The organism is Chryseobacterium tongliaonense, assembly GCF_041224435.1.
GTDB classification, from domain to species: domain Bacteria; phylum Bacteroidota; class Bacteroidia; order Flavobacteriales; family Weeksellaceae; genus Chryseobacterium; species Chryseobacterium tongliaoense.
In genome coordinates this window covers 279437-301538 of record NZ_JBGFFD010000005.1, presented here as the reverse complement: position 1 = coordinate 301538, position 22102 = coordinate 279437, and the positions used below count along the sequence as shown (strand labels likewise).

Annotated in this window: 18 protein-coding genes; 10 read left to right on the top strand and 8 right to left on the bottom strand. The window is 36.2% G+C overall.

The features are described from left to right. Window positions 1–5: 5 nt before the first annotated feature. The 9 genes from AB8P06_RS13050 to AB8P06_RS13010 all read left to right on the top strand — a co-directional run bounded on the left by AB8P06_RS13050 (window position 6) and on the right by AB8P06_RS13010 (window position 9733). Complete coding sequence (locus AB8P06_RS13050) at window positions 6–1358, top strand: phage tail-like protein (RefSeq protein ID WP_369842373.1); 1353 nt, start codon at window positions 6–8, stop codon at window positions 1356–1358. 124 nt (window positions 1359–1482) lie between these two features. Further along, window positions 1483–2490, top strand: a complete 1008-nt coding sequence (locus AB8P06_RS13045) for an aldo/keto reductase (protein ID WP_369842371.1) — start codon at window positions 1483–1485, stop codon at window positions 2488–2490. A 178-nt stretch (window positions 2491–2668) separates the two neighbouring features. Beyond that, a complete protein-coding gene (locus tag AB8P06_RS13040) occupies window positions 2669–3565 on the top strand; it encodes a helix-turn-helix domain-containing protein (RefSeq protein WP_369842370.1) in 897 nt (298 codons plus the stop codon). Window positions 3566–3863: 298 nt separating this feature from the next. After that, complete coding sequence (locus AB8P06_RS13035; RefSeq protein ID WP_369842368.1) at window positions 3864–4316, top strand: Hsp20/alpha crystallin family protein; 453 nt, start codon at window positions 3864–3866, stop codon at window positions 4314–4316. Between the two features lie 213 nt (window positions 4317–4529). Next, window positions 4530–4913, top strand: coding sequence for a low affinity iron permease family protein (locus tag AB8P06_RS13030; RefSeq protein ID WP_369842366.1), 384 nt, complete (start codon window positions 4530–4532; stop codon window positions 4911–4913). A 156-nt stretch (window positions 4914–5069) separates the two neighbouring features. Beyond that, the gene (locus AB8P06_RS13025; RefSeq protein WP_369842364.1) at window positions 5070–5882 is read left to right on the top strand and encodes a class I SAM-dependent methyltransferase; all 813 of its coding nucleotides are present in this window, start codon (window positions 5070–5072) and stop codon (window positions 5880–5882) included. A 28-nt stretch (window positions 5883–5910) separates the two neighbouring features. Further along, entirely contained in the window at window positions 5911–7134 is a 1224-nt protein-coding gene (locus tag AB8P06_RS13020; RefSeq protein WP_369842363.1) for a serine hydrolase domain-containing protein, read from the top strand. A gap of 550 nt (window positions 7135–7684) precedes the next feature. After that, window positions 7685–8980: a hypothetical protein gene (locus tag AB8P06_RS13015; RefSeq protein ID WP_369842361.1), complete on the top strand. Its 1296-nt coding sequence runs from the start codon at window positions 7685–7687 to the stop codon at window positions 8978–8980. Between the two features lie 567 nt (window positions 8981–9547). After that, window positions 9548–9733, top strand: coding sequence for a hypothetical protein (locus AB8P06_RS13010; RefSeq protein WP_369842359.1), 186 nt, complete (start codon window positions 9548–9550; stop codon window positions 9731–9733). Here AB8P06_RS13010 and AB8P06_RS13005 read toward each other — a convergent pair. The 8 genes from AB8P06_RS13005 to chrA all read right to left on the bottom strand — a co-directional run bounded on the left by AB8P06_RS13005 (window position 9708) and on the right by chrA (window position 19087). Further along, window positions 9708–10496, bottom strand: a complete 789-nt coding sequence (locus AB8P06_RS13005) for a PhzF family phenazine biosynthesis protein (protein WP_369842357.1) — start codon at window positions 10494–10496, stop codon at window positions 9708–9710. The genes AB8P06_RS13010 and AB8P06_RS13005 overlap by 26 nt on opposite strands. A 76-nt stretch (window positions 10497–10572) precedes the next feature. Further along, on the bottom strand, window positions 10573–11253 hold the full coding sequence (locus tag AB8P06_RS13000) for a DUF1826 domain-containing protein (RefSeq protein WP_369842355.1): 681 nt from the start codon (window positions 11251–11253) through the stop codon (window positions 10573–10575). Window positions 11254–11369: 116 nt separating this feature from the next. Further along, the gene (locus AB8P06_RS12995) at window positions 11370–13076 is read right to left on the bottom strand and encodes a hypothetical protein (RefSeq protein ID WP_369842354.1); all 1707 of its coding nucleotides are present in this window, start codon (window positions 13074–13076) and stop codon (window positions 11370–11372) included. Between the two features lie 317 nt (window positions 13077–13393). Continuing rightward, window positions 13394–13717, bottom strand: a complete 324-nt coding sequence (locus tag AB8P06_RS12990) for a helix-turn-helix domain-containing protein (RefSeq protein ID WP_369842352.1) — start codon at window positions 13715–13717, stop codon at window positions 13394–13396. 99 nt (window positions 13718–13816) lie between these two features. Beyond that, window positions 13817–14236, bottom strand: coding sequence for a helix-turn-helix domain-containing protein (locus AB8P06_RS12985; protein WP_369842351.1), 420 nt, complete (start codon window positions 14234–14236; stop codon window positions 13817–13819). 357 nt (window positions 14237–14593) lie between these two features. Next, window positions 14594–16468, bottom strand: a complete 1875-nt coding sequence (locus AB8P06_RS12980; protein ID WP_369842349.1) for a phage tail-like protein — start codon at window positions 16466–16468, stop codon at window positions 14594–14596. Between the two features lie 1134 nt (window positions 16469–17602). Beyond that, window positions 17603–17773 (bottom strand): hypothetical protein, encoded by a 171-nt coding sequence (locus tag AB8P06_RS12975; RefSeq protein ID WP_369842347.1) that lies wholly within the window; start codon window positions 17771–17773, stop codon window positions 17603–17605. 189 nt (window positions 17774–17962) lie between these two features. Next, window positions 17963–19087: a chromate efflux transporter gene (gene chrA / locus AB8P06_RS12970; RefSeq protein WP_369842345.1), complete on the bottom strand. Its 1125-nt coding sequence runs from the start codon at window positions 19085–19087 to the stop codon at window positions 17963–17965. Between the two features lie 109 nt (window positions 19088–19196). On the opposite strand from chrA, the gene AB8P06_RS12965 reads away from it, so the two are divergent. After that, a complete protein-coding gene (locus tag AB8P06_RS12965; protein ID WP_369842343.1) occupies window positions 19197–22070 on the top strand; it encodes a glycosyl hydrolase in 2874 nt (957 codons plus the stop codon). Window positions 22071–22102 lie beyond the last annotated feature (32 nt).

Below are 22102 nucleotides of genomic sequence, written 5' to 3'. Positions count from 1 at the left end.
TTATTATGAAAAACTATTTATTATTTGGAGCTTTATTTAGTTCTGTAACCTTATTCTCACAAATAGGAATCAATACAGACACTCCGCGGTCTACTCTGGATGTTGTAGGAAAAGCAACTGACACAAGCTCACTGGACGGTATCACTGCTCCCAGACTTACGGGTGATCAGCTAAGGGCTAAAACCTATACCACAGCACAAACAGGTGCTTTGGTGTATGTTACCTCAGCAGATACAGCTCCTGCAGGTCAGACAATTGATGTCATCACCACAGGATATTATTACTTTAACGGGACCAGGTGGGTACCTGGTTCAGGTGTTGATACAAATATCTACAATGCCAATGGTACTCTTTTAAGTCAACGTACACTTACTCAGGCGGGTAATTCACTCACATTTACCAATACACAAAAAACGACATTCTCAAATAGTGTCGGTACTGGTATAATGCAAGATTCGGGAAGTGGGAACAGAGCTTCAATCGGACTTTCTAACAACGGATCCACACAGCTGTGGATGTATACAGATACGAATGCTGCTTCGCAAATTTTAGCTGTTGGTAATAGCACCTCACTGGTGATAGGAACCAATGCTACTACCAACCCAACACCACTTACTTTTGTTACAAGTATGGGGGCAGGGCTGGGAGGTTCTGAAAGAGCCCGTATCACGCCAACGGGAAACCTGGGTATAGCTATAGGCTCACCTACCGAAAAATTAGATAACAATGGAATTACTAGATTGAGAGTACTTCCTCTGAATGGAAGCACCAATGCCATCAATACAAACAGTTCCGGTAATCTGTCCGCTGCACAAGATCAGACTTTTACGGCTACCAGAACCGTTGTAGCAGATGGCAATGGCGTATTGGGATATGTAGCAGGTATTCCTTCAGATGCAGGAAGTTCAAAAGTGCTTGTAATTGCAAACGCATCCGGAACACAGAATGTTGGAGGTCAGTTTATTCCTAATGCTGCTATTGGTCAGTTTACAAACGAAAGTCTTGATATATATAATGCATGGACTAATAATGTTTTTACGGTACCAGCCAATATGGGAGGCATTTATATAATAGTTATGCAAAATTCTAATAGCCATGTTAGTACCGGATCGGCAACACCTACATGGCATACCATGGCATACTACGAAAAAAGTACGGATGGAGGAACAAATTGGAATACAATGATCAAGCACACCTATGCTGATCTTGCAGGTACCATCGTAGACAATGGCAATACATTATACTGGACAGGCTTTTTAAATGCAGGAGATCAAATAAGAGTTCGTTTCAGTTGTAATGCTACCACAAACAATATTGTGAATTATGGAGGGCTTTCCATAACAAAACTTGCTCAGTAGCAGGCATCAGATTATCAATTCTCAATGAAAACCTATAATCGGTAATTTGCATACGACAATCATTGTTTTGCATACATTCAATTTTTAATTTCTGCTGAATTTTGTATCAATAAAAATCAACGATATGAAATTAAATCAGGTCAAATTAGGAAGTCAGGGATTAATGGTTCCGAATATGGGTTTGGGATGTATGGGAATGACGGGTTTCGGTGATGCAGACATGTACGGGAAAACCGATGAAAAAGAAGCTATTGCGACCATTCACCGTTCTCTGGAATTGGGCGGAAATTTTCTGGACACTGCCGATTTATACGGTCCTTTTAAAAATGAACAACTGATTGCAAAAGCTATTGAAGGTAATCGCGACCAGTATATTATTGCAACAAAATTTGGTTGGGAAATTGATGACAACGAACAGGTAACCTGGAAAATCAACGGATCAAAAGATTATGTAAAAAAATCTGTCGAACGTTCTCTGAAAAATCTAAAGACAGATTACATCGACCTTTATTATATGCACCGGCTTGATAAAAATACACCTGTTGAGGAAACTGTCGGAGCAATGAGTGATCTGATAAAAGAAGGGAAAATCGGTTATATCGGCTTGTCGGAAGTGTCTTCTGAGACAGTGAAAAAAGCACATGCAGTTCATCCGATTTCTGCAGTACAAAGTGAATATTCTCTTTTTGAAAGAACGGTTGAAGAGAAAGGAGTTATCAAAACATTAAATGAACTGGGAATCGGGTTTGTAGCGTATTCACCTTTGGGAAGAGGATTTTTGTCAGGGAATATTAAAACTATTGATGATTTGCCGGAAAATGATTTCCGAAGAGGAATCCCCCGTTTTCAGGAACAGCATTTTCATAAAAACATCGAGTTAGTGGAAGCGATTGAAGCTATGGCCAAAGAAAAAAACATGACTTCATCTCAATTGGCTTTAGCATGGATTATCGGAAAAGGAATTCTTCCTATCCCGGGAACGAAACGCAGAAAATATCTTGAACAGAATATTGAAGCGGCAAGTATCCGGTTGAATGAGTCTGAAATTCAGAAACTGGAAAGTATTGTACCTTTGGGAACAGATACCGGTGCAACTTATGATGAATTCGGGATGGGACTGTTGGATTATTAATGTGTAATTTTAATTCATTGGAATAAATTCAACCTCATTGGTTTCAAAAGCCAATGAGGTTTATCTCTGAAACACAATATGTTGCAATCCGGCTTGAACGAAGCTCTTTTTGTAGGTAAAGCGGGACAAAAAAGCAGAATGCCTAGGATGCCCGAAAAAATAAAAAAATTTAAAAGTTATGAACACGATAAAATCTATTTCGGCATTTCACAAGTTGCTTTCTCTTCCCGAACCAAAGCATCCGATGGTAAGCGTGATCAATCTTTCTGAAAGTGTTTTCATTGAAGATGATATGTGGAAAGGTTTTGTGAGCAAGTATTATTGTGTCGCTCTGAAGCGTAATGCAAAAGGAAAAATAAAATACGGACAACAGCATTATGATTATGACAAGGGTGTGTTGAGCTTTACGGCTCCCAATCAGGTTCAGTATCTGGATCTGAAGACGATGGATTGTCAGAATACGGGTTATTTGCTGATTTTTCATGAAGATTTTCTTCTGAAGCATCCTTTGGCGAAAACCATTTCATCTTATGGATTTTTCTCATATGCCGTGAATGAAGCTTTGCATTTATCTGAAGACGAAGAAAATAATCTGCTTGAAATTCTGCAAAAAATAGATAAGGAGTGCCAACATATCGACCATCATACCCAGGAAATTATCTTATCACAGATTGAATTGCTGTTGAATTATTCTAAACGTTTCTATGAAAGGCAGTTCATTACCCGAAAAAGCGGCAGCCATCAGCTTTTAACGAAGTTTGAATCATTTTTAAATAATTATTTTGACAACAAACAATCTGAAAATGGCCTTTTAACCGTTCATCAAATTGCAGAAGCAATGAATCTTTCTCCCAATTATTTAAGTGATCTTTTGAGGATCCATACCGGGCAAAATACACAGCAGCATATTCATGAGAAGCTTATCAGTAAAGCAAAAGAGAAGCTTTCGACAACAGAACTTTCCATCAGCGAAATTGCATATGAACTGGGATTTGAGCATGCACAGTCTTTCAGTACGCTGTTTAAAAAGAAAACAAATATGTCGCCGTTGGAATTCAGGCACTCTTTTAATTAATCAATCATTAAAACTGCATAGAATTGTAGTAATATGATGAAATTTTTTAATGCGGTTTTAAAATCGCATCAGGCCAGGATATCACATGAATAAGAAGCATTGGATAAGTGTCTGTTTCAGTCTGTTTACATGGAACCTGAACCTAAACAATTCTCTTCACTAACCTTGAAATTTTGACAGTAATCCGGAAAAAATATCACAATATTTCAACTGGTATTTTTTTTGCTGATTTTTATGTACAGCTGGCCAGCTGACGTGTTATTAAATAATTGTTAAACTTATTTAAAAGGAGATTACTATGAATAATCTAATGAAAAGAAACGGAAACAGCAATTTGGGCTTTTCAAGCATCTTTGATGATTTTTTTGGTCGTGAACTTTTTAACTGGGGCAATAACAATTACTCATCCACCAGTACAACCGTACCATCCGTAAATATAAAGGAGAACGGAGATGCGTACGAAGTGCAGGTTGCAGCACCCGGAATGGACAAAAATGATTTTCAGATCAGGTTGGATGGTAACCTGCTGACCATTTCATCAATGAAGCAGGAAAGCAATGAGAGAAAAGACGATAATTTCACACGGAGAGAGTTCAGTTATCAGTCCTTCCAGCGGAGCTTTGAGCTTCCAAAGGATGTTGTGGACCAGGATAACATCAATGCGAAATATGAAAACGGTCTGCTCATGCTTACCATTCCCAAGAAGGAGGATGCCAAGCAGAAACCACCGAGAATGATCGAAATATCATAGAAAGAATAAATTAAAATGGCTACCCTTGGGTAGCCATTTTAAAATTACTCCCGCCGGAAAAATAAATGGCCTTGAAGTCATGATCAAGAAATAATTTGAGATCAACCCGATAGATAGACTGCTGATAAGTTGATTGAAATCATATTTTGTGTTTTTTTTATTTCCGAAATTCGATTAATAAAGATCAATTATTAACAATATGTCGGAATTACTATGAAAAAGAATTTTTTTGACAGGTTTGCAGATCAGGCTACATGCTTTGCGGGAAGTCCTGGCGCATTTATCGGAGCAAGCTTATTAGTGATTATTTGGGCAGTTACAGGACCGTTTTTCAAATTTTCGGAAGTATGGCAGATGGTAATCAACACCGGAACCACGGTTGTGACCTTTCTTATGGTTTTTCTGATCCAAAAAACTCAGAATAAAGATTCAAAGGCTATACAGATCAAGCTTAATGAGCTTATTGCTGCACATGAAAAGGCCAGCAATCGAATTGTGGATATAGAAGATTTAACGGAAGATGAGCTGGACGAACTGCACAAATTTTATGAAAAATCAAGAAAACTTTCCGAAGACGAGAAGTCATTAGAAAAATAGAGCACATTGTCATAAAATTATTGTAATTAATTGAAGTTGTGTATATTTGCTCTATTAAAATTGTTTCTTAAATATTACCGGGCGCATTCTGCGCCATTTTTGCCGGCTTGTTCAAAGACCGGTTAACTAATTGTGTATTAATTTTAATGAAACAATATGAATCTTATAGATCCTTCAATCGATAGCTTTTATACCAAAAGGCAAGAAGAAAACAGACTTTCCACTGGCTTAGGTCCATTGGAATTTGAACGGAATAAAATATTAATCAACCGTTACCTTAATCAATCTTTCCAAATTGCAGATGTTGGCGGAGGTCCCGGGCATTATGCGGAGTGGCTTGCCGGAATAGGGCATAGCGTAACATTAATTGATCCAGTAAAAAAACACATCGAACAGGCAAAAAAACGCTCAGGACGAGGTTCCCGATTCACATGTTTACAGGGGGAGGCCCGTAAATTACCTTTACCTGATTTAAGCCAGGATCTGGTTATTCTTCATGGGCCCCTCTATCATTTGCAACTGTTGGAAGAACGCCTGGCTGCACTTAAAGAAGCCAGAAGAATATTAAAAAAAGATGGCATTCTCTTAGGATTTGCCATTACACATTCAGCATCTGCAGTAGCTGTATTACAAGGTGGGCTTATCCATGATGCAGAGCTCTTCGAAATGTGCACTTCAGAACTACAGTCCGGTACTCACTTCCCACCGGAAAATTATCCATTAATGCTTCCGAAAGGATTCTGTCACCGGCCTTCTGACTTAATTGCTGAGTTTGATATCGCCGGACTTGAGCCGATCGAATTATTGCCTGTTGAGGGTATTGCATGGCTAGATGGAAAATTTTTTGAAAGTTGGGCAGAAACCACCAAAAGAAACAAGCTTCTGGAATTGATTAAACTAACTGAACAGGATCGGGAACTGCTATGTTTCAGTCCTCATATCATGATAGCAGCAAAAAATAAAAACTAATAAGTATAAATCTCTAAAATTTATGAATATGAAAAGACTTAATTTACGAAAACAACCAGCTTTTACCAAAACACTTATGGTATTGATTGGTACATTAATAGGCATAGCCGGTTTAGGACAAACCAGTACGATAAAGCGGCTTGATGGATCTACACTATCTGCTTCACAAATTGACGGTACTGTTACCCGCCTGATGTCGGCAGCAAAAGTCGAGGGCCTGCAGCTTGCCGTACTAAATAATAATCAGGTATCTTATCGAAAATCCTATGGTTTCAAAGATAAAGAGAAAAATATCCCGCTGGATACAAGCACGGTGATGTACGCTGCTTCTTTCAGTAAGGCTGTTTTCGCATATATCAACATGCGGCTGGTTCAGAAAGGCCTGATTGATCTGGATAAGCCTTTGGTACACTATTTAAAAAAGCCGCTGCATGAATACGGAAACTATGATGAACTCGAAAAAGATGCACGCTGGAAGAAGATTACCCCGAGAATGTGTCTGAGCCATACGACCGGATTACCGAATGTTTGGTGGATGAATGTTAAAACCGGGGAACGAGATACCACATTGGTTAACCGCTTATATTTTGAACCCGGAAGCCGGTATGCCTACTCCGGGGAAGGGTTCAAGCTGTTGCAGCGTATTGAAGAAGTATACCTGGGAAAAGATCTTGAAACAATGGCTCGCGAAGAATTATTTGTTCCTGCCGGAATGAACAGAACCAGTTATCTTTGGCAGCCTGAGTTTGAAGCCAATTCAGCAATTGGCTATGATGAAGCCGGGAATCCCGGTGGCAAAGTGCTTTCACGAAAGGCCGTGGGAGCCGGATCAATGCTTACCACTATCAGTGACTTTTCGCGCTTTATTTCTTATGTCCTGCGTCGCGAAGGACTAAAGCGTAAAACTTTTCAAGAGATGCTAAAGCCACAGATTCGTATTCATTCCATATATGAATTCCCAACTATGCTCGATGAAACTACAAGCCGTGATGATAAAATAAATCTGTCATATGGATTAGGCTGGGGTGTTATCAAAACGCCTTACGGAACCGCATTTTTCAAAGGCGGGCATGATGACTGCTGGCGTAATTACACCATCAGCTTTCCTGAAAAGAAAACCGCTATCGTAATTATGTGTAATAGCGGAAACGGTGAACGTATATTTAAGGAATTACTGGAAGAGTTGATCGGTGATACTTTTACACCATGGGAGTGGGACCGTTTTACTCCTTACAACACACCTAAAAAGTAAGATTAATTTTAAAGGCACCCTTTCGATGTTAAGGGTGCTTTTAATACTTCTGCAACACCGTTCGGATATCATTGAAAAATGGTAATTGATCAATTAAATTCTGGAATAATCAATTATCATCCTTTAATTTTTCTGCAAAAACTGGAAGAAATTAATTCCGTTATAATTGTATAACTCAACTTCGTGTTTTAATTACAAATTGTTGTAAAATAGATCGTTTGTCCAGTTTTGTTTTAAGAAAATTAGTAGCTTAGATGTAATTATTATCAATTACAAAGTTGTTTTTCCCTTAATATCCACTGATTGTGATAAACCATTTTTGATCAATAACGCTCATTTTTTGTGTTGGAAAGTAAGTTTTTCTGATATTTTGAAATATCTTTAAGGTTTTCATTACTAAATTTGTAAAAAATACATTTTTAATCTATTCATAACTTTCAACAATAATCTTGAAAGTACGTAAAAGTTTTGGGATATATATTAAACAATTATTTAACAAATCAGAGGCAACCGGTTTTATTGCAGACATCTAAGTAAAATATAGGCAATTATGAAAGGAATATTTACAATAATTATGTGCTTAGTCCATATTTCAATAACATTTGGACAACAACCTGAAGTCGAAAATATAGACAGTATTTCCAGTTATTTCAAAGAAGTTAAATATGCAACTAAACAAGGATTTAAATTATGGAATAAGGATTTGTATGGAGGAATTCTATTGGTAAATCCCGGAAACCGACAGCTATACAGTAATGAACCTGATATAAAGAATAGTTTAAAACTACAAAAAGATATTTATGTGGGTACATTACCCGACAGCATTAATATTGCAAATACTTCAATTCGATGGAATGATAAAACTTGGGCAATGATAATGCTTCCTCTTTCTAAAAATAGATATGACAGAATTAACTTACTCGCGCACGAACTTTTCCATACAGTGCAGACTTTTTTGGGATTTCCCCAAAAAAACAAAGAAAGTAACCATTTGGAACAAAAAGACGGAAGAATATATTTACGATTAGAATTGGAAGCTCTCAAAAAAGCAATTCTTTCTGAAACACAAAAAGAACAGGAAAAACATTTGACCAATGCTTTTATTTTTAGAAAATACAGAAACGCTGTTTTCCCGGGATCTAATGATATTGAAAACCAGCTCGAACTTAATGAAGGCCTTGCAGAATATACAGGTTTTATAATTAGTAATAGAAATAAAGAGCAGACAAAACAGCATTTCATCAATAGTGTAAATACTTTTATCAAAAATCCCACCTATGTTCGGTCTTTTGCCTATAACACAACCCCTATGTATGGTTATTTATTAAGCCGAAAGGATAAATATTGGAATCAAAAAATATCAGCTGAGAGTAATCTTACTGATTTTTTTATTGAAAATTTAAGCATTAAAATACCCACTGATTTAAAAGCCAGTGTTGAAAAAATTCTTAAAACATATAACGGAGAGTTGATTATTCAGGAAGAACAATCAAGAGAAGAAAAAATAAAAATAAAAATAGCAGAATATAAATCTAAATTTATTGAGCAACCACATTTTGAAATAGGTTTTGAAAAAATGAATATCTCTTTTGACCCGCGTAATATTCTTCCGATCGAAGATAAAGGAACTGTTTATCCCAATATGAGAGTAACCGACAATTGGGGTATTCTTGAAGTTAATAATGGCGCTTTAATGTTCCCTGACTGGAGTAAAATGTCAATCAGCATTCCTACAAAAATAAATGATCAATTAATAGAGGGGAACGGTTGGTCATTACAATTGAATAAAAATTATGCTGTTGTAAGAGATGAAAAAAATAACAATTATATTCTCATCAAAAAGTAAAAATATTACACGCAATGAAGATTGGAAATGCAGCTCTCTTTACTTTTAATTTTGAACGAAAAGAATAAAAGATCGGGTAGGCTCCCATTGCTTTCCCAGGGTACCAATCAATTTCCGGAACTTCTGAAAAAAGGTATTCGATAAAGTTATTCAGATATGAGTTTGTCGGTATCATATATTTGTAATCGGTTAAATGTTTTGTGGTATTCGCACCGTATATAAACCGATTTGCCTTTGCATAAATTACAATTTTTTACTCCAAAAAATAAAGTTTACATAATTTTAATATAAAGAGCTGTTTGAATAGTTAGGGATTTATTATTTTTGATTTTTAAGTTTAATTAAATGAAAATATTGTCTTTTTATGAATTCATACAACTGTCAGAAAATGAGCAATATAATATTGTTTTTAGCAAGGGGAAGCGAATCAGTTCTTCACTGAAGGGTGAGGTTGAGTTTACATTATACGAGTTGTTTAATTTTTATGTTGAAGTGGCATATCATTCTAAAGATAATAAAGTAATTAATCTTAATAGATATATGAAAATTCAAAATTAAAGAACGTCATTGTATCAATATCCCTTCCGTTCTGAAAAAGGTTATGAAGGAAAATATAACGTGATGGAATTTCGTCCGTTTCATGATCGGATTGTACGTCACCAGCTTATCGGAGTAAAAAGGATTGCAGAAGTAAGCAGCTTTGGAAAACATCAACTATCGTGGATTATTATTCAGTCCATAAATATCCCATAAAATAAGTTCTTGCCTTACCGGCAATTATGACTCTGTCATTTTGATTTTCGCAGTATAATTGTCCCTGTCTTTCAGAAAGCTGTATAGCAAAAAGGTCTTTTTTTCCAAGTCTTTCTGACCAGAAAGGAATTAGCGAGCAATGCGCGGAGCCTGTCACGGGATCTTCAAGAATGCTTGCCTGCGGTGTGAAAAACCTTGAAACAAAATCACTGTTAGTACCTTTTGATGTTACTATGACCCCACCTGGATCTAAATTAATAAGGTCGAATATTGATCTGTCTATTTTAATGTTTCTTATATCATCTTCCGTATCATAAACAAGAATGTAATCCCTTGATTCAAATATTTCTTTTGGCTGAATGCTTAATGACCTTGAAATAATATCCGGTAAATCTGATTTTATTGGCATTCTTGAAGGAAAATCAAGATAATAGACATCATCTTTGAGGATGACCTGAAGCTGGCCGCTTTTTGTTTCAAATATTATTTTATTGCTGCCATAATTTAGAATTGAAATCAAGCAATGGGCTGTTGCAAGAGTAGCATGGCCACATAGGTCCATTTCAAATTCGGGAGTAAACCAGCGTAAATGGACATCTTTACCATTATTGATAAAAAAGGCTGTTTCAGCAACTGCATTTTCCCGGGCTATTTTTAAAAGGATTTCATCCGGCAGCCAATTTTCTAAAGGCACAACACATGCGGGATTTCCTCTGAAAAGCTCATCTGTAAATGCATCTATTTGATATAATTCTAGCTTCATATTTTTTATAATTGATAAAGATAATTCATTTTAACGTTCATATTTTGCATTAGGAAGGATGCCATTAAAACAATCATTAGCAAATCAACAGCAGCCGATATTCACCGTCATTTTCAACAGGAGCTCTATGAACACAGGGTAAAACCTTTTGTCCGGGATGGTCCACCGCCAATCGCCAAAGATGTCCTGATTCCAGATTGACAGGTTTTGCATTGGGTTTAGGCTGATAATGCAGATCAAAGAAATAGTCTTTCAGGAAGGTTTCAAATACCGCTTCCGGACCGTCATATAATTCCTTAAGCTTTGCCCGGATTTCCGGAATCAGAATTTTTTGTTCAGCCTGATTATTGGGTAGGATCTCACTGGCAGCACCGTGATAGGTACATAAAAATGTGTCTGTCATAATAGGGGAACGATCGACATGAAACGAATATACATCTGTTGAAATAAAATCGAACTCATCATCCCGTTCGTAACTTTTGAGTAAATTGAGAGTAGGTGATGCGCCGAAATCTGTTAATGACTGTAAATCTTTTAAGATCGTTTCTCTTGCAATATTGCCTTTTTCCGATAGTTTTAGTTCTGAAAGGTCTTCAACGGATACTTCTGTAATATTCTCTTTTAATTGAAGTTTGGATACGATTTCTTTAAAATCTCCAGCCAGATTTCTCTTCCAGCATATTGCATTCATAGTTCCCTGAAAATCGGTATTTATAAGTTCAGAAAATGTAGAAACCACCCCAATTTGATTGTTCATATGTAGAAATAAAGAATTTTGTCACTTGATTCTTTGCAAAAATAAGAATATATCAGAAGTGATCTAAGATAAATTTGTTTTGTAAAGCGCAACTAATTATCAATTTAAATTAGAAACTAAATGCTGTTAAGGAAAGCTGAGAGGTCATCATCCTTAATCAATCCAAGCTTGGATTTTATTTTTGTTTTGTAAACTCTTATAGTTCCTGTGGTTGTATTTTCAAGAGCCGCAATTTCTTTAGAAGAGAGGTTCATAACAAAATAAGTACAAAGTTTTAATTCTTTATTCGTAAGACCAGTGCAACGGTTAGATAGCCTTTCAACAAATAATTTATTTTCCATAACGCTTTCGTTGAAAGAATTGTAGCTTCTTTTATCAATCAAAATGAGGTTATTTACTTTTAAAAGCAGGTCTTTTAATAATTGTTCCGTATCTGCATTTTGTTTATTTTTTGTTTTTTTCAGGCTTTCCAGTAAAATGTTTTCAGCATCAATTTTGAGGCTAAGGGTCCGATGCAGGTTTTTTATTATTTCTTTTTGTAAATTCTTATCCTGTTCCAGGATTTTCTCATTACTTTGAAACAGTTCTTTTTGTTTTTGTGTTATTTTCTTTTCGTTTTTTATTTTGATTCTTATATTGAAAATAATGATGGTCAGAATAATGATGCATAAAATAGCAAGGCTTGCTAACCACAGTTTTTGTTTTTTTTGAAACCGGATGTCATATTCGTATTTATTGTCAATATTTTTAATGATTAAGGTATTCAGATTATCAGAAATTTCCTGTATATTTTGTTTATTTTCATCATTAAATACATGGTATAATTCAGTGAGTTTTATAGAAGTAATCTTCAGCTCCCTTAAATTATTATTTCCGGTATAATAGCTTTGAAGGATTTCATATAATGAAATTTTATCAGTGATATTATGTAATTGGGGTTCAATATTGAGCAGATAATCAATAATCTTTTTCTGTTGATCATTTTGTCCCGTTTGAGCGTAAATAACAAATAATTTTCTCGCTGTTTGGATGCTCAAATGATTATATTCTTTTCTGTCTTTATAATAATCAAATTGTTGGATCAGAAATTTTTCGGCGTTTTTATCATCTTTCAGCTGATAAAAGTACCAGCCAAGATTGTCTTTCATTGAATTAAGAAATTCGGTTTCTTCTTTATTCGGATTCTTTTTACTTTCCAGAATTTTAATCCCTTTTTTAGTTTCTTCGAGGGCAAGATCCGGCTTTTTCAATTGAGCATAGGTAAGCCCGAAATTATTATGCATAGAGGCAATATATAATTTCTGATCAGGGGTGAAGTTTTTAAGGGCCTGCCGGAAATAATACATTGCTTTAGAATAATTTTTGTCATTATAATAAAACCTTCCTTTAGCATGGTATAAATGGGTGAGATAATATGTTTTATTGAGCTCCCTGTCAAATTTTATACTATTGTCAAGAAACTGCATGGCGAGTTTTGGTGACGTATTTTCAAGCTCCAGGGCGAGGTTAAAGTTGCAGATCATTGAAATAAATGTATACCTGTCATTATTAAGCTTCAGCAGCTCAAATACAACAGGAACCTGTTTAGAATCATTATGCTCTTTTAAAAAAAATTCTGCATATCTGGAACTTATCAGGTATTTTTCATCTTTGGTCGTTTTGAACTTTGCAAATTCCCTTTTTTGGATTGCCTTAATCTTACCGGGCTCTTTATAAATTGGTGAAAGCTCTTGCGTTAAATTATAGAAATATTCATTTGCATCATCTTTTTCCGCGCAGGAAACACATAAGAACAAATAAAATAGCAATAGAAAAAATTTCATAAGTTGATCATTTTCAGTTTTTAAAAATCCAGTGAATCATAATAAGAAATGCACCAATTAAAATCAGAATCCATGCGAGTAAATTATGAATAGCTTCAATCGATTCTTTGTTTGCAGATTTCTTATTAACAGAATTTTTTTGACGGATAGTCCGGTATCTATAAATAATACCCGTAAATAAAAATGAAACCCCTGTTAGAATAATGAAATTTTTCATCATCTTTTGTGTGTAAGTATATGATAGTTAATTGGATAATGTGACTGGTTGTAGGGATGGAATTACTTTATCCTGAGAATCTGATATGTAAATACAAGACCTATGTGTACAGCTTTTTCCATTTTGCAACTGTATTTCTGCTCAGCTTAAAATATTGGGCAAGCTGGGTATTAGAATAATTATTTTTTTTTTGATATTCAAGAATCTCAAAAATTGATTGTTGATCATACGAACGAAGTTGTTGATTGATCTTGGATGTTTCTTTTTTCGTATGCTCAAATATAAGAGCATTGAGTTGTATGATATCTAAGATGGAAAGTTTGCTTTTGTTTAAAATTTTTTCACAGAATTTTCTTTTTTGAGGAAATTTCTTTTCTATAATATCAATATAAATACGTTTATAATCGGGAGTTACATTTTTCATAAAAATATTTTTAAGTTTTTTATTATAAATGGCTAATAACACATTACAAAGAGTTGATGTTTTTACCTTTAATGATTATGTTTTTATTTTTACAATATTTTATTTTTTTTGTTTATGAATCCACTTGTATAAAGTAGTTTTGGGTATCTTATATTCTCGTATGATCTGTTCTTTTGTTTTTTCTCCCTTCTCTATAAGTTCCAGTATAAAGTCTATGATTTCCTTCGTATAGAGGTTTTTTCTGAATTGGGGAAGTTGCGTGTTTTTTTCAGGCTTTTTACCACTGGAAGGAGGGGAGAACAGGATAAGATGTTGACTGTAAATTCTAAAAAAATCATATTCAAGAAGCTTGCTCCACCGCAGTAATATTTTGGTAGAAAGGTTTTCCGATCTGTACATTTCCCCGATTTCCTTTTCAGTACATTTGAGGAAACTGCATATGCGATGTTCATTTACACCTAGTTCCTTTACCCGTTTACTGATTAGATCTCCAATATGGATGTGTTCAAAATTTTTCATTGATTTGTTTTAATCAATCTTTAAATAGTTGCCAGAGACCGCCTGTTTTCTGATAACATACTGAGGTATTCATATATCCTAAAATTTCACTTTCCGGAGATAAGTCTTTCTTAAAAAAACTTCAGCCGGACAATATAAAATATTTCAATTCTAATACTGTAAGGCTGAAGTAACTTAAATCACATTTTGAAAAAATTTCACAAAATTAAGTTCCGGATATTCCCAATTTTTATTATCGAAAATCCTAAATAAATTTTATATTAGTGTTCTATGATCATTTCTGATCATAAGCATAACCGTCCAATGACTTACCTGTTTGGCTGGCCAATAACTTTTTTGCATCATATTGAAGTTACCTTAAAAAACATCACATTTTTGAAAAATAAAGTATTGGGCACCTTTTGTAATCCTGCTTACTTCATAGTTGTAATATTTATTTGCAACCTGATCATAAATGCGGATAGTAGCTACCATATATGAAGTATTGCCCCAGCTGTATCCTGGAATATCACTGAAAGAATTACTTGCTGATCCACCGACACTTCCATTGGTGCTCTGACCGGCTGCTCCACCTGGCTGCCACATTAAAGTGGTTATTGTTGCATATTGCCTTGTTCCTGAGCCGGTCCACCTGATTTGAGGTTTGTGATATCCAGAAGATGTTGGGTCTGGAACAATTTTAAATTCAAAATCTCCAACATTAAAGGGTGCAGTACTTGTGCTTGCCGTAATTGTCTGGTTTAGATTTTTATAAATAGTACTTCCTGTTGTAGCTGTTGTGGCTTGAAATCCTTTCCAGACTGTACCATCAAAATAGTAATTACCTGCTTGTGTTACATTGACTGTCTGTCCGCTTGGAGCTGTATCTGCGGCAGTTGCATATACTATAGCTCCTGTTTGGGAAGCGGTGTACGTTTTTGCCCTCAGCTGACTTCCCGTGATTCTAGGTGGAATGACCCCGTCCAATACTGTGGTGTCTGTCGGTTTACCTGTCACGTCCAGAGTTGCAGCAGGGGCAGCAACGCCTACTCCCACTTTGTTATTAGTTTGATCCAGCATTAGTATTGGGGTAGTGGCTTCTGTACCTGAAGTTACAGTATTAAAGTAAAGCCCTTCTACCGCATTGGTAGTACTTCCTGTCTCATGACGTATATTCAATCCATAGCTTGCATCCGATTCCCGGAATTGCAGTACACCACCACTGCCATAGGCATTTCCGTTGCTATGAAGACGAAGGGTAGGATTAGCTGAGTTAGTTGTATTGTTACCGATCTCCAGATTAACCGCAGGCGTAGTATTGTTGATCCCCACATTACCTGTGCTGGTTACACGCATTTTTTCAGTATTGTTGGTGCGGGTTACAAAATCTACGTTATCTGTAGTACCCACAAAGTTGGTGGCTGCTGCTGTGCCGGTGTTACCGGTCAGTCCCCAGTTATTATTTGAAGTTGTTGTACCACCACCATTAGTAGCTCTCCAGCCACTGTTACTATATACGAATTCAATAGCCTGGCCCATAGGTACCTGTATGCTGTTGAGTACAGCAGGGAAACCTCCGGTTGTATTGTTATAAACGATCAGACGCTGCCCTGCATTGGGAGCTGCAGGAGCAGTAACTGCTATATTGGCAGTAGCAGCTCCGGTGAGCTGTACTTGTGAGGTATTGGCTGCAATGGTAGCAGCATTTCCTGCAACAGCTACTGCGGTTTCACGGTTGGTGATTGCACCGTTTACATCGAGTGAAGTTCCGGGTATAGAGGTTCCGATACCTGCATTACCAGCAGCAGTGATACGCATCTTTTCAGTATTGTTGGTACGGGTTACAAAATCTACGTTATCTGTAGTACCCACAAAGTTGGTGGCTGCTGCTGTGCCCGTGTTGCCGGTCAGTCCCCATCCTGCTGCTGCAGAAGAGCTACCTACCTTTTGCCAGAGGCTTCCGTCAAAATAATAGTATCCTTCACTGGTGATGTTAGCAGTTTTGGTACTTGAAGTCCCTACTGCCGCAGTAGCATATATGATGATACCTTTCTGGGCAGTACCATATTGTGCATCGGCTGCTTTGATCTGGTCTCCGGTAAGACGCGGGGCAATGAAACCTTCAGCAGTGGTTCCGTCTGTTTTTTTTGCGGTAACATCCAGGGTACCCTTTGGCGTTTGGGTATTAATGCCCACCTGGGAATAAGCAGCAACTGAAAATAAAATACCGGCTGATATGAATAATTTTTTCATTTTTTTAATTTTTCGTGTTTCTTTTAATAAATAAATTGTTAAGTTGTAGAAAAATTTTTTAATAGAGTACATAAAGCGTTATGTAGAAGTCTGTTATTAATTTTGCAAGTGCCCAATCCACCTACCCCCACTGTTTTGTGAATAGATAGGCGGAGCTTTTGTAGTGATAAAATTTTCATAAATAAATTGTGTTTTTAGAATCCTTTTATTTTTATTTGGGCGGTAAATTTCAGTTATACATCATTTAATAATAAAATCAAATTGGTATTATATTTTCATATCTCCTACGTAAATGCAGATATTCATTCAATTGTAATCAACATCTGTTTTTTTAAGATGATCATCCGCTTTATTAATATTATCCAATTCCCTTCAATTTTTTTTGAATACCAATACCTACTTATGCAAACAAAAACCAATCTAACAGGGAATTATTCATTTTTTCCGGGAAGTAATTCAAGAATAACCTCACTTAATTTAAAATAGGCATGTAATTTTATATTTTTAAATCAGTATAAAATGACTCGGTAAAACTAAATAGAACTACAAATATTTGTTGATTTTCAGGTGTTAAAAATTGTTATCATTATTGTTTTTTTAGGTTAAAAATTGTTATATTTTAAAATGTATATATTTGATTATTAGTTGTTTGTGTGTATTTTGTTGCTGTTATTGTTTTATTGCTATTTTAAGCTGTTTACTAACTAATTATTAGCTAATCTGTTATATTTTAATACAGATAAAGTAAAAATTGATGTCTTATCAAAATGTCTTTAAGTTGTTTATTAAAGTGAATTGGGAAGTAATTGAATTGTTTTATAAAATATCATTTGCATCCATTTACCGAGATTAATGATTCAATTTAATAATACATTTCCACTGCAAAAATCTCTGAGAATTAAGCTTTTGCCTTATGACCTTGTCAGAATTAAATTCTTTTCAGGTAAACATTTAACTGTCATAGTAACAGATATCACTGGGATGAATTCCATAGGTTTGAGTAGCCATCATAGACTGAAAATAAAAAAGCCTTTAAATAATGTATTTAAAGGCTTTTTTTATAGAGTTTACCAAATACTATTTATCATATAGATTTGATCACCAGTTGTGCACTAAACAGGAATCAGAAATATATTATTTTTTGTATTGTCCGGGAGCATAATGTTTTGCTGACTTGGCTCCGGTTACTTTTTTTACCTGCCCCGGAGGAAGCCCATGATTTCCATTAGGTTTCAGTCTGGGAGCACAGGAAAAAACAAATGATCCCAGAAGAACAACGAGGCCGATTTTTTTAATTGTATTCATAATACTGTTTTTCTTAATTTATTAAAATATTATGCCACAATGTAATTAATAGATATTGTTTTATAATTAGCATAGATTTATGATAAAAAATATAGTTATTTTCATGATTTTAATAAAAATGTTGGAAACTGAAAAGATCTTAGTTGCAGAAAGAATTTCTGGAAAATATTGTTAAGGTTCAGATGGGCTTCAAATGTTAAAAAGTAAATATCCCAATATCCCGCCACCCAATACAATAAATGCAGTATTAATTTTATTGAATTTAAAGACAACGAATAGACTGGTTATTGCAATCACTATGGTACGCCAGTCAACGATACTGTCTTTCGCCATCTCGTAACATACCATAACAATAATGGTTACGGAAGCTACATTTACTGCGTCTAAGAATGCAGATAGCAGTTTTGAATTACGTATTCTTTTCATCAGTGGATGAAGCAGTGCTACAAATATAAATGAAGGAAGAAAAATAGCTACAGTAGAAATAATGGCGCCTGAAATTCCATTAATCTGGTATCCGATAAAAGTAACGGAAGAAAAAACAGGCCCGGGTGTGAATTGTCCTACAGCAATGGCATCTATCAGCTGCTGTCTTGTCAGTAAACCCGTTGTTACCAGCTCGGCATCCAAAAAAGCAAACAGTACATATCCGCTGCCATAAAGTATGGCACCGATTTTCAGGAAGATCAGGAAAAGATTAAGATTCTTAGCTGAGACTATACCAAAATCTGAAATTTGCAGTAAAGCAAAAGGAATAAACGAATGCATGGTAGACCGCTTAGTCATGAGATACAGCATCATACCCAATATACCGGCCCCGAATAACAGAAAAATCTCATTGATTCCCCATATGGACATTACCAGTACAATGCCGCCGATAGCCCATAGTTGAAAGCTTTTCAATGATTTTTTTGCCAATGGATAAATTGCTGCCAATATCACAGCTATTATTGCCGGTTTTATTCCGTAAATAAAAGGTTGTACTTCAGGAAGCTGGCCGTATTGTTTATATATCCATGCAAAAAATAAGGTAATGATAACCGCAGGACATATAAAACACAGACCTGCTATAATTAATCCTTTCCAGCCGGCTCTGTCCTGCCCGATATGGATGGCCATTTCTGTGCTGTTAGGTCCAGGTATCAGGTTGGTGGCTCCTATAAGATCAAGGAAATGTTCTTCAGACATCCATTGCCGTTTTGTTACTACTTCCTGTTGCATCATGGCAATATGGGCAGCAGGTCCGCCAAAGGCTGTAAATCCTAATTTAAGGAAAACAGCGGCAAGTTCTTTCAAGTCATGCTTTTTTTCCATGTTTTTGTAAACAGAATAGCTGTATTGTATTTATTTTTCGGCAAAGCTGTAATATTGTTAGCAAATCTATTAAATTTGGTCTGAATAATTATTGCAATTCAAGCCATTCATGAAAAGAAGAGACTTTTTGAAACAGTGTTCAGCTGCGGTACCCGGTTTAATGTTAGCGAATTCGTTGCCTTCATATATGCATGGAATGCTGGCAGATGGAAATTTACCACAACATAGATCACTGTTTGAAATATTCAGTAAACCGGAAAATCACTACCGTCCGTTTGTGCGCTGGTGGTGGAATGGCAATAAAATAGAAAAAGCAGAACTCGCCCGCGAGCTCAGGATTTTAAAAGAGGCAGGCATCGGGGGTGTAGAAATTAATCCGATATCATTTCCTTTACGTACTGATGATATGAATAAGCCAAGTGTGGAATGGCTGAGTGATGAATGGATTGAATTGTTGAAGTTTACCCTTGAAGAAGCTAAATCATTAGGAATGATCTGTGATTTGCTCGTTGGTACCGGGTTTCCTATGGGGGGTGATTTTCTGGAGAAAGAAGAATGTTCACAGATTGTGGTTTTGGCTGTGAAAAAAATAAAAGGTCCGCTGACAACAGAATTCTCACTGTTTGATCTCTATAAAGAAGCTGATCCTGCCATTACCAATCCATACAGCGGAAGAACGATGGAAATGCTGGAAGTAAAACTCGTACCTGATCCGCTTAACAACCTGGACGAAGTAATCAATCTGTCGGACCAGATTAAAACAGGAATGATCAAAGTTTCCATACCCAAAGGTGACTTTGCTGTTTATGGATTGGTTAAAATAGAGCGCTTTATGAATGTTATTCAGGGTGCTCCGGGCGGAATGGGTCCGGTGTTAAACCATTATGATACTGCTGCCATAAAGAAGTACCTCAATAGGATGAGCGACACTATTCAGCAAAAAACAGGTCCGCTTGCACCTGACGTACGGTCTTTTTTCATCGATAGTCTTGAGACGGAAGGTGCCAACTGGAGTCGTGATATGATGAGCGAGTTTAAAAAAAGACGGGGATACGATTTATATCCTTATTTGCCTTTTGTCCTGTTTAAAACCGGCAGCATGGGAAATACCACAGGTGTCAATATCCTTTACCCTGTTAAAATGGGTCCGGGATTTAAAAAGATGACAGACCGGATGCGCTATGATTTTGAACTGACCAAAGCCGAAATATTCGAGGAAAGATTTGTGAATACCTTTGCAAAATGGTGTAAAGACAATAACATAAAATCAAGAGCACAGGCCTATGGACGCGGCTATTTTCCGCTGGAAGGAAGCTTTGAATTGGATATCCCCGAATGTGAAACCTGGCTGAAATACGGTATAGGAGAAGATATCAGTGAAGAAAAATTCATGCAATATCCATGGCATCAGGGCCGGGGAAATACCATGATCAACAAAATAGTTTCCTCAGCTGCCCATTTAAAAGATAAAAAGCTGATCAGTTCCGAAGAGCTCACCAATACAGATATGGTTTTTAACGAAGCACTGGAAATTCTGAAAATAGCAGGCGATCAGAGTACAATATCAGGAGTTACCCATCCCATTTTTCACGGGTTTAATTATTCTCCGCCGGAAGCAGCCTTTCCCGGCTGGATTACCTATGGTGGATATTTCAATGAGAAAAACACGATCTGGCCCTATTTTAAGCATTATGCAGATTATCGTGCAAGATTGTCTGCCGTATTGCAGCAGGCGACGATGTTTGCAGATATTGCCCTTTTAGCGCCTTTTGCAGATCAGTGGTCGGAGTATGGGGCACAGAATGAGCCTTTTCCTACTATGGTGTCGCCGGCTTACCAGGCTTTAATCTGGGAATCTATTCATCAGAATGGCAATGCGTGTGATTATATTTCTGAGCGAGTGATTAAAGATGCAGATGTAAAGAAAGGTTTCCTCACTTATGGAAAAAGAAAATATCACACCTTATTTCTGATTGAAGTGCATAGCCTGGATACAACCACAGCTGAAAAACTGTATAAATTTGTAGATAACGGCGGAAGAGTTTTTTGCATTGAAGCTGTTCCGGACTGCTCTACGGGTTGGAGCGATTATGAAAAAAGAGATAGGGAAGTGCAAGACTGGATCAGCAAAATGAAGGCTTATCCGGACCGATTTATTTTCTTAAATAAACCTGCATCTGATTTCCTGAATTGGTATAAAAATGTTCAGGAAAAATATAGCATTAAGCCTTACGTAAAAATCCGTGAGCCGAAGACGTTTATCTCACAGGTACGCTACCAAGTTGATGAAGCTGAGCTTTTTCTGTTTAATAATTCGAGCAGCAAACACAGCACACCACTTGATATTACATTTGATAAAAATGTGATCAGACACAAACAGGCCTGGTTATGGGATGCAGTAACGGGTAAACGTTTTAAACTGGAACTACATGATGAGCATTTGCATATCAATTTAGGCCCGGCAGATTCTAAACTGATTGTCTTTGATCATCATAAAAAAGGGATTGCCTGGAAAGCCAGTCCTTTAGCCGGAAAGAATTCAAAAGAACTTGACAATAAATGGGAAGTTGAATTCAGGCACTATGATGGGACGGTTAAAAAAGAGGAGCTGGATCAACTGGCTGACCTTAAAGAGTTGCCTGCATATTCCCATTTTGCCGGAACGATAATTTACCGCAATACATTTCAGCTAACAGATCATCCCACCTTAAATTACCTGAACCTGGGAAATGTGTATGGAATTTGTGAAGTACATGTTAACGGAGCAGAAGCGGGAACACAATGGTTCGGACAAAGAATTTATCCGATAAACAATTTGCTTCGTGAAGGAGTGAATGAAATCGAAATTAAAGTAGTTACAGTGATGGTCAATTATATGAAAACCCTTAAAGAAAATGTGGTTGCCCAGTATTGGACGAATCTGAAAAGAAAAGACCAGCCATTACAATCTATGGGACTGGTAGGCCCGGTGACTGTTTACTAAAAAATATACTTCTTATTATGAATAAAGCTTCA

What these genes read in the sequence shown, in the direction of transcription:
- AB8P06_RS13020 (WP_369842363.1), top strand. Translation starts at nt 5,911, where the DNA reads ATGAAAAGACTTAATTTACGAAAACAACCAGCTTTTACCAAAACACTT.
- AB8P06_RS12985 (WP_369842351.1), bottom strand. Translation starts at nt 14,236, where the DNA reads ATGAAAAATTTTGAACACATCCATATTGGAGATCTAATCAGTAAACGG.
- AB8P06_RS13050 (WP_369842373.1), top strand. Translation starts at nt 6, where the DNA reads ATGAAAAACTATTTATTATTTGGAGCTTTATTTAGTTCTGTAACCTTA.
- AB8P06_RS13030 (WP_369842366.1), top strand. Translation starts at nt 4,530, where the DNA reads ATGAAAAAGAATTTTTTTGACAGGTTTGCAGATCAGGCTACATGCTTT.
- AB8P06_RS12990 (WP_369842352.1), bottom strand. Translation starts at nt 13,717, where the DNA reads ATGAAAAATGTAACTCCCGATTATAAACGTATTTATATTGATATTATA.
- chrA (WP_369842345.1), bottom strand. Translation starts at nt 19,087, where the DNA reads ATGGAAAAAAAGCATGACTTGAAAGAACTTGCCGCTGTTTTCCTTAAA.
- AB8P06_RS13025 (WP_369842364.1), top strand. Translation starts at nt 5,070, where the DNA reads ATGAATCTTATAGATCCTTCAATCGATAGCTTTTATACCAAAAGGCAA.
- AB8P06_RS13000 (WP_369842355.1), bottom strand. Translation starts at nt 11,253, where the DNA reads ATGAACAATCAAATTGGGGTGGTTTCTACATTTTCTGAACTTATAAAT.
- AB8P06_RS13040 (WP_369842370.1), top strand. Translation starts at nt 2,669, where the DNA reads ATGAACACGATAAAATCTATTTCGGCATTTCACAAGTTGCTTTCTCTT.
- AB8P06_RS12980 (WP_369842349.1), bottom strand. Translation starts at nt 16,468, where the DNA reads ATGAAAAAATTATTCATATCAGCCGGTATTTTATTTTCAGTTGCTGCT.
- AB8P06_RS13005 (WP_369842357.1), bottom strand. Translation starts at nt 10,496, where the DNA reads ATGAAGCTAGAATTATATCAAATAGATGCATTTACAGATGAGCTTTTC.
- AB8P06_RS12975 (WP_369842347.1), bottom strand. Translation starts at nt 17,773, where the DNA reads ATGAATACAATTAAAAAAATCGGCCTCGTTGTTCTTCTGGGATCATTT.
- AB8P06_RS13015 (WP_369842361.1), top strand. Translation starts at nt 7,685, where the DNA reads ATGAAAGGAATATTTACAATAATTATGTGCTTAGTCCATATTTCAATA.
- AB8P06_RS13045 (WP_369842371.1), top strand. Translation starts at nt 1,483, where the DNA reads ATGAAATTAAATCAGGTCAAATTAGGAAGTCAGGGATTAATGGTTCCG.
- AB8P06_RS12965 (WP_369842343.1), top strand. Translation starts at nt 19,197, where the DNA reads ATGAAAAGAAGAGACTTTTTGAAACAGTGTTCAGCTGCGGTACCCGGT.
- AB8P06_RS13035 (WP_369842368.1), top strand. Translation starts at nt 3,864, where the DNA reads ATGAATAATCTAATGAAAAGAAACGGAAACAGCAATTTGGGCTTTTCA.
- AB8P06_RS12995 (WP_369842354.1), bottom strand. Translation starts at nt 13,076, where the DNA reads ATGAAATTTTTTCTATTGCTATTTTATTTGTTCTTATGTGTTTCCTGC.